Below are 1,466 nucleotides of genomic sequence, written 5' to 3'. Positions count from 1 at the left end.
CGCGGGGTGGAGCAGCCCGGTAGCTCGTCAGGCTCATAACCTGAAGGTCACAGGTTCAAATCCTGTCCCCGCAACCATTTCAGTCTTCCCAAAGCGTCCCGCACAGTCCCGGGGCGCTTTTTTTGTGCCTGTTGCCAATCGGTTACGTGGAGCCATTGTGTCCCGCGAGGTGCCGGCGCGTGCCCCGGAGACCCGGCACGTCGATTTGCTTTTGGGGGTGCTGGAGGGAGTATCGTCGGTTGCGAAAGGAGTGGTACCCCCAATGGCCCTCAAGGAACTCGATGTAAAATACGCGACCAAGCGCGATCGCGACTACAAGCTCAGCGATGGCGGTGGCCTCTATGTCCTCGTCCGGCCCAACGGCTCGAAGCTGTGGCGGATGAAGTACCGGTTCGACGGCAGGGAAAAGATGCTGTCGTTCGGCAGCTATCCCGACCTCAGCCTCGCCGACGCCCGCGTGAAGCGGACGAAGGCGAAGGCGGCTTTGGACGATGGCAAGGATCCGGGTGCCAAAGAGGGCGCGCCGGTGTCGGCGATGACGTTCGAAGCGGTAGCGAGGGAGTGGCACGCATTGCGTCTGGATTCCCTTGATCCCGGACATGCCGAGCGGCTGATGGCACGACTCGAACGCGACGCCTTCCCGGCACTCGGGCGCAAGAAGATCGGCGAGGTCACACCGGCGGACGTGCTGGCGATGGTGCGCAAGGTCGAGGCCCGCGGCGCGCTTGATGTCAGCCGACGCTTGAAGCAGCACGTCAACCAGATCTACCGCTTCGCCATTCCCAACTGTTGGGCGCTGCACGACCCCGCCGCCAGCCTGGGTGATGCCCTGAAGCCCAAGCCGCGCGTGAAGCACATGGCCCGCGTCGGCTTTCAGGAGTTGCCGGATCTGGTGCGCGCGATCGACAGCTACGACGGTGAAGAAAATCCACGGCGACGTTCCATCACTCGTGCGGCGCTGCTGTTCACGCTCCTGACCTGGGCGCGAATCGGCGAGACGCGGCTTGCGCGCTGGGGCGAATTCGAGAACCTCGATCGAGCCGATGCGCTCTGGCGGGTGCCGGCTGAACGGATGAAGATGGACCGGGAACATCTCGTGCCGCTACCGCGGCAGGCGGTCGCGCTGATCGCCGATCTACGCGAATACAGGACTTCCGACTTCGTGTTCCCCGGCGAGAAGCCCAACAAGCCCTTGTCGCAGAATACCATGATCTATGGCTGCTACCGAATGGGCTATCGCGGCAAGTAGACCGTCCATGGCTTCCGTGGCATCGCGTCGACGTGGGCGAACGAGGCGGAGATCTATCGGCCGGACTGGGTCGAGATGGCGCTTGCCCACAGCGACGAGGACGAGGTCAGGGGCGCCTACAACAGCGCACTCTATCTCAGTGTTGATTTTCACTGAGAGTTGACCCGGCGTTTTCATCGAGAAGTGACCCGGGTCGTGGGGGTAATGTCAGGCCCGC

The 1,466-nt window shown here is 63.1% G+C and carries 1 protein-coding gene and 1 tRNA gene; both read left to right on the top strand.

Annotation, left to right across the window (positions count from 1 at the left end; translation table 11 throughout):
- Positions 1 to 77, top strand: a tRNA-Met gene (locus AC0CH8_RS18805).
- An 80-nt stretch (positions 78 to 157) separates the two neighbouring features.
- On the top strand, positions 158 to 1,249 hold the full coding sequence (locus AC0CH8_RS18800; protein ID WP_465241188.1) for a tyrosine-type recombinase/integrase: 1,092 nt from the start codon (positions 158 to 160) through the stop codon (positions 1,247 to 1,249).
- The last annotated feature ends 217 nt before the right edge of the window (positions 1,250 to 1,466 follow it).

Source organism: Sphingomonas sp. AC435, assembly GCF_979253005.1.
The sequence above is the reverse complement of the archived record's forward strand: the minus strand, read 5'-3'. Positions and strand labels throughout refer to the sequence as shown.